8 protein-coding genes are annotated in these 6318 nt (G+C 46.4%); 5 read left to right on the top strand and 3 right to left on the bottom strand.

Annotated features, from left to right (window positions below; genetic code table 11):
* Positions 1–147: 147 nt before the first annotated feature.
* The 3 genes from WBA89_RS24800 to WBA89_RS24810 all read right to left on the bottom strand — a co-directional run bounded on the left by WBA89_RS24800 (position 148) and on the right by WBA89_RS24810 (position 3178).
* On the bottom strand, positions 148–1452 hold the full coding sequence (locus tag WBA89_RS24800) for an aspartate aminotransferase family protein (protein ID WP_424410171.1): 1305 nt from the start codon (positions 1450–1452) through the stop codon (positions 148–150).
* A gap of 432 nt (positions 1453–1884) precedes the next feature.
* A complete protein-coding gene (locus tag WBA89_RS24805) occupies positions 1885–2922 on the bottom strand; it encodes an adenosine deaminase (protein ID WP_424410173.1) in 1038 nt (345 codons plus the stop codon).
* Between the two features lie 73 nt (positions 2923–2995).
* Positions 2996–3178 carry a hypothetical protein gene (locus tag WBA89_RS24810; protein WP_424410174.1) on the bottom strand — a complete coding sequence of 61 codons (183 nt, stop codon included), beginning with the start codon at positions 3176–3178 and terminating at the stop codon, positions 2996–2998.
* A 23-nt stretch (positions 3179–3201) separates the two neighbouring features.
* Between WBA89_RS24810 and WBA89_RS24815 the strand changes: the two genes are divergently transcribed.
* The 5 genes from WBA89_RS24815 to WBA89_RS24835 all read left to right on the top strand — a co-directional run bounded on the left by WBA89_RS24815 (position 3202) and on the right by WBA89_RS24835 (position 6108).
* Positions 3202–4542: an adenylosuccinate synthase gene (locus WBA89_RS24815; RefSeq protein ID WP_424410176.1), complete on the top strand. Its 1341-nt coding sequence runs from the start codon at positions 3202–3204 to the stop codon at positions 4540–4542.
* A gap of 55 nt (positions 4543–4597) precedes the next feature.
* Positions 4598–4849, top strand: coding sequence for a hypothetical protein (locus WBA89_RS24820; protein ID WP_424410177.1), 252 nt, complete (start codon positions 4598–4600; stop codon positions 4847–4849).
* Between the two features lie 8 nt (positions 4850–4857).
* Complete coding sequence (locus tag WBA89_RS24825) at positions 4858–5061, top strand: hypothetical protein (protein ID WP_424410178.1); 204 nt, start codon at positions 4858–4860, stop codon at positions 5059–5061.
* A 5-nt stretch (positions 5062–5066) separates the two neighbouring features.
* The gene (locus tag WBA89_RS24830; protein WP_424410179.1) at positions 5067–5435 is read left to right on the top strand and encodes a hypothetical protein; all 369 of its coding nucleotides are present in this window, start codon (positions 5067–5069) and stop codon (positions 5433–5435) included.
* A 64-nt stretch (positions 5436–5499) separates the two neighbouring features.
* On the top strand, positions 5500–6108 hold the full coding sequence (locus WBA89_RS24835; protein ID WP_424410180.1) for a 50S ribosomal protein L25/general stress protein Ctc: 609 nt from the start codon (positions 5500–5502) through the stop codon (positions 6106–6108).
* The last annotated feature ends 210 nt before the right edge of the window (positions 6109–6318 follow it).

Consider the following 6318-nt stretch of genomic DNA (forward strand, 5'->3'; position numbering starts at 1 on the left):
GGCATACCTCACCAAGCTTGAGAACCGCTATATCCTTAAAAACAGGCTCTCCGGTATCTTGCACAAAGAGTAAATTTCTTGTGGGATGGGCATCCTGCCCGTCCATAAAAGGCTTCCACACGAATCGTGCAAGATGTGAGTTGAATTTTACTCTAATTCCTGCAAAACCCCAGTCAAAATTTCCAAAATGCGATCGATATGTTCTTTCTCAATAATCAGCGGCGGCGACAAAGCAATTATATCACCAGTCGTGCGGATCAGCAACCCATTTTCGTAACACTTTACAAAACAATCAAAAGCGCGTTTCCCCGGCTTCCCAGCAATAGATTCCAACTCAATCCCCGCCACAAGTCCCAGATTCCGAACATCAATTACGTGGCGCACTCCCTGCAAAGAATGCACCGCATTTTCCCAGTAATCAGCCATCTTATCAGCCCGTTCAAACAGCCTTTCTTCCTCATAAATATCCAGCGTCGCCAAAGCAGCAGCGCAGGCCACAGGATGACCGGAATAAGTATAACCGTGAAAAAGCTCGATCGCATTTTCAGGAGCATTCATAAAAGCATCGTAAATTCCCTCTTTCACAAACACCGCCCCCATCGGCACAGTACCGTTAGTTATTCCCTTCGCCGCCGTCACAATATCGGGAACCACCCCAAAATATTCAGTAGCAAAACTCGCACCCAAACGTCCGAAACCCGTAATTACCTCATCAAAAATCAGCAAAATTCCGTACTTGTCGCAAATCGCCCGCAGCCTTTCCAAATAACCCTTCGGCGGAATCAAAACCCCCGTAGAACCCGCCACCGGTTCCACAATTACCGCCGCAATATTCGACGCATCGTGCAAAGCCACAATCCCTTCCAATTCATCCGCCAAATGCGCTCCCCATTCCGGTTGTTTGCGGCTGAAAGCATTGTGTTCGAGGCTATGAGTGTGAGGCAAATGATCGACTCCCCCCAGCAAACTGCCGAAAAATTTGCGATTTGGGCCAATGCCGCCGACAGAAATTCCCGCGAAACCAACACCGTGATAACCGCGCACCCTACCAATCAATTTTTGACGAGTTCCTTCACCTCTAACTCGATGATAGGCGATCGCAATTTTCAATGCAGTTTCCACCGATTCCGAACCAGAATTAGTAAAAAAAACGCGGTCAAAATTGCCTGGAATTAACTTTACCAAACGTTCCGCCAACTCAAAAGCAGCCTGGTGTCCCATCTGAAAAGCCGGCGCGTAATCCAAACGCAAAACCTGCTGTTTAACTGCTTCGGCAATTGTCTCGCGGGCGTGTCCAGCATTCACGCACCACAGCCCCGCAGTACCATCTAAAATCGATCGGTTATCATCGCTGGTAAAGTGCATATCTTTTGCCGAAACCAACATTCGCGGATTCGCTTTAAACTGTCGGTTGGCGGTGAATGGCATCCAGTAAGCGTCCATATTTGTCATGTTTTTTTATCCTTTTATATTGATGGTTCTGCATCCAAACTATAACTCAATAAGGTTCAGATAGGATGGCGGTTGAAACCGCATCTATACAAACAAAACCCGCCTCCGCGGGTTAAAAATGAAACGGCGGTTGAAATTACCTTATTTTCTTCAGTCCGCGGAGGCGGACTTCCTTTGTGTAGACGCGGTTTCAACCGCCGTCTCATCTTAATTCTACTCGTTACTAGGCTCTGCCTAGTAACGCAGATAGGCGAGGCTCTGCCTCCGGATTTTATTCGGTACATGACGAGGCAGAGCAAGAGTGATATCGGTTCCCAGGCAGAGCCTAGGAACCAGTTAGAAATTACCTTATTTTCTTCAGTCCGCGGAGGCGGACTTCCTTTGTGTAGACGCGGTTTCAACCGCCGTCTCATCTTAATTCACGATCGCATCTTAATTAACGATCGCCCCCACGGACTCTTGATGCAACAAACCAGTCAGCATTTGGGCCGGTTGCTCGCCGTGGGGCCACGCGAAAGCATGGCGAAAAGCGGCATTTTGACAGGCTTGCAGTTGCCGAAAATCAATGATATCTAACGTTAATAAGTTTTCGTATTCAAAAGGCAGCCGCACGTTGTGCAATCCCGCGTTGTCGGTGCAAATCGCGATATCGACACCGGCTTCAAAACATCGATCGAACACCACCTTCAATTCCCCCATATCCTCCAATGTCCCCGTTTTGAGATAGGTAGTCGGGCAAACCTCCAAGCATTGACCCCTGCGCGCGACTTCTGGCAGCAGTTCGGGATATTTTAAGGGAATTTGAATCCCGTGACCGATTCGCATCAGATAGGGCAAAAGTTCGGGGTAACAGCCAGATGTGGTTTCGTAGAGGTGTCCGGTTGTTTTGATGCCGATCGACCTTGCGTACTCATACAATCCCACAAATTCGTCCAAACGATCGCCAATAGCAGCATCGCCGCCCGCAAGATCGATCGCGCAAACATATTCTCCCATTTGTGCAGCCAAATCGACGATCGCCCGATTCACTTCATAGGGCAAACGCGAGTGCATACACAAAATTTGGCTGGTAACAATCGGACAATCGCTAATTTGACTTGCCTTTCCCACAACCCGTATAATTTCTGCCATCAAATCGATACGTTCTGACTGTGACAAATGTTCTGGAGTTCGCAAATAAGGCGTATAGCGCAACTCCAAATACGCCATATTTTCAAACACGTAAGCGCCCCGCATCAACCGATAGATGAAGTAAGGCAAAGTGTCAACAGTTTGAACGCTTTCTACCAGCGTGTGCAGTTCCAAATACTCATCCAGAGTATTGCGGGGACGAGTGTAAAAATCCTCAAACTCCGAGTATTCTGGAAATCGATCGACCATCTCAGCATTGTGGCGATCGAAATACCGCCACAGCACCCTCGGAACGACAGAACCACCCAGATGGCGGTGCAACTCAGCGTGTAACGTCATGGCAAAAAAGCCTCAATTTTCTCAATCTTAACAAAAATTAATTAGTCCTTAGTCCTTAGTCAGTTGTCAGTTGTCAGTTGTCAGTTGTCATTGGTTGTTTGTGAGTTCCAATTACCCAATGCCCAATGCCCAATGCCCCATTCCCAATGCCCAATGCCCCATTCCCAATTCCCCATGCCCCATTCCCCATTCCAAAATCTAAAATCGAATGATTGACATTTGGGACGCATTCGTACATAATCAGAGCTTGTGTCAACCTGAACTGAACGCGAGAAACCCTTGGCTAACGTAGTTGTGATCGGCGCCCAGTGGGGCGATGAAGGAAAAGGCAAAATTACCGATTTGCTCAGCAAATCCGCAGATATCGTTGTCCGGTACCAAGGGGGCGTCAACGCCGGTCACACCGTGGTAGTCAACGGTCAAACTTTCAAGCTGCACTTAATTCCGTCCGGGATTCTCTACCCTGATAAAGAGTGTATTATCGGCTGCGGTACGGTCATCGACCCGAAAGTTTTAATTGCAGAGTTAGACCAGTTAGAGGCACTGAATATTTCGACAGCCTCGCTGATGATTTCAGAGACTGCTCACGTCACCATGCCCTATCATCGATTAATTGATGTAGCATCGGAAACGCAGCGGGGAAATTATAAAATCGGGACGACGGGACGCGGCATTGGCCCTACTTATGCCGACAAATCCGAACGCACTGGGATTCGGATGCTCGATTTAATGGACTTGGAAGGGTTCCGAGAACAATTGGAATGGACGATTAATTGTAAAAATGTCCTTCTCGAAAAACTCTACAATTTGCCGCCTTTAAATCCGCAAGACGTATTTGATGAATATCGAGTTTATGCCGAACGTTTGCGGCCGCACGTAGTAGATAGTTCCCTGAAGATTTATGAGGGACTTCACAAGCGGAAAAATATTCTGTTTGAAGGCGCGCAAGGTACTTTATTAGATTTAGATCACGGTACTTATCCTTACGTTACTTCCAGCAATCCCATCGCGGGCGGCGCTTGTGTGGGAACCGGAGTCGGGCCCACAGCAATCGATCGAGTAATTGGCGTAGCAAAAGCCTATACAACTCGCGTCGGAGAAGGCCCTTTCCCTACCGAAATGGTAGATGGCATTGGCGCAGTTTTGGGCGATCGAGGTGCAGAATTCGGCACGACAACCGGCCGGAAACGCCGCTGCGGTTGGTTCGATGCGGTAATCGGCCGCTACGCAGTCCGCATCAACGGCCTTGACTGTCTGGCAATTACCAAACTCGATGTTTTGGATGAATTAGAAGAAATAAAAGTTTGCGTTGCTTACGAAATTGAAGGCGAAAAATGTGTCGATTTTCCGAAAAGTTCCCGGATATTTGCTCGCTGCAAACCTATTTACGAAACCCTTCCCGGTTGGAAACAGTCCACTGAAGAATGCCGCAATTTGGAAGATTTGCCGCAGCAAGCTTTGGATTATCTGAAGTTTTTGGCAGATTTGATGGAAGTGCCGATCGCCATTGTATCTCTCGGTGCGAGCCGCGACCAAACTATTATTGTCGAAGACCCCATTCACGGCCCAAAGCGGGGATTGTTGTCCGTTGATGGTACGCCTGTAGCTCCTCTATCCTAAGATTTTGAGTCATAAAACCTCAGACTGCTATGAAAATCGTAGCCGAACTGATATATTGCCAGCACTTAGTGTAAGGAGCTATAATAATGATCGACAAAAACTGACTGACGAAGACCAGCAGATATCCAGGTTAGAAGTTCACAGAGACCTCATTGGGTGGGTGATCCAAGAATTGGAGCGAGCAAATATTTCCTCACAAAGAACTACTGGAAACGATCCAGAGGGTGATATTTTAATTATCAATCCAGAAGATGCTCCTAAAGTCAAAGAAATAATCGCAGATATTAAAAGGAAATTCAATGGATAGAGAAAACGATGAAAGAACCGCACCTTGAAATCAAGACTCGATATGTCCATGCTGGATTGGCCCAAAAAATCATTAATAAAGGTAGTGTTATAGGAGTTTTAACTACTACAACAATTTCTGAACCTGCTAAAAAACTCTTTGACAATGCGGAGATAGCCTGGGCTAAAAATATTCCAGAAAGTGCATTTATGCCGTCTGAAGCGGAGGAGTAATTTTTATGTTAGATATCAGCTTCTATACCAGAAATGGATCGGAATCGGAAACGGTAGATGTAGGAGAAACCTTTTACGAGTGGTTAGCAAAATCAGCATTTTCCAAAATAGGTGGCGCATCAATCGATACCAAAATATACCTAGATGAAGAAGATGTAATTCTGCCTCTAGTTGAATTAAATCAAGAGATTCGCCAGGAGTTTAAAAAAATGTTCAGCCAAGAAATCATCAGTGAAAGCGATGCAGTTATTACTAAACTAGGAGATAGCCCTTCCAAAGAAGAGTATCAATCAGGAACTTACCGTCTGAGAAAAATGCTGGAATTGCTGAAGTGTGTGGAAAATCAAAATTATCAATACCTCCAGCGAATTTAATTAAGGGCGATCGCAATATCACAATTCTGGTAAAATGTGAAAACAATCAACAGAAAGTCATAAAATGGAACTCGCAGTAGAATGTCAAAAGCGGGCAGAAGGCAGCAAACCTAACGCCCTCCGCCGCTCCGGATTGATTCCCGCCGTGCTTTACGGCCACAAAGGCTCGGAATCCGTTGCCCTTACCATCAAAGCCAAAACAGTAGAAAACCTGCTCAAAAAGCACGTAGTCAACAGCGCCTTAATTGACCTCAGTATTCCAGACCTCTCTTGGAGCGGAAAAACCTTGCTCAGAGAAGTTCAAGTTCATCCTTGGAAGGGCTATCCTTACCACCTGAGCTTTTTCTCCGTCGCAACTCAAGACAGCCTGGAAGTTGAAGTGTCTCTGAATTTTGTCGGCGAAGCTGTCGGCGTCAAGTTAGAAGGTGGCATCTTGGATGGGATGTCGCAACTAGCAGTTAAGTGCAAACCTGACAGCATTCCTGAATCAATTGAAGTAGATGTTTCTAATTTAAAGGTAGGGGATGCGCTGCACATTGATGAATTAGTTTTGCCAGAGGGAGTGGTAGCTCTGGGCGAACCAAGTCAAGTGGTTGTTAGCGTGCTGGGAATTCAAGCAGGTTCTGAAGCCGAAGACGTAGAAGAAGAAGAAACAGCCGCTGCAGGAGCTTGATTAGTAATTGCTAATAGTTGTTAGTTAATGGTGGAAAAAAAAGGGCGGTCGCTTCTTCCCGAAAGGGCGATCGTTTTTTGCTAAAAAGGCTTTGTTAGTTTGGGTGCGATCGCACATTTTGCGCTATTTGTAATCTTTTTTGATGCCGGTTCCCTTGCCGGGCTCACAAAAAAGCATCCCACCAGCAAGCACCGGCAGTCTTGACTTTTG

The sequence above is a fragment of the Microcoleus sp. genome (assembly GCF_049646505.1).
Classification (GTDB): domain Bacteria; phylum Cyanobacteriota; class Cyanobacteriia; order Cyanobacteriales; family Microcoleaceae; genus Microcoleus.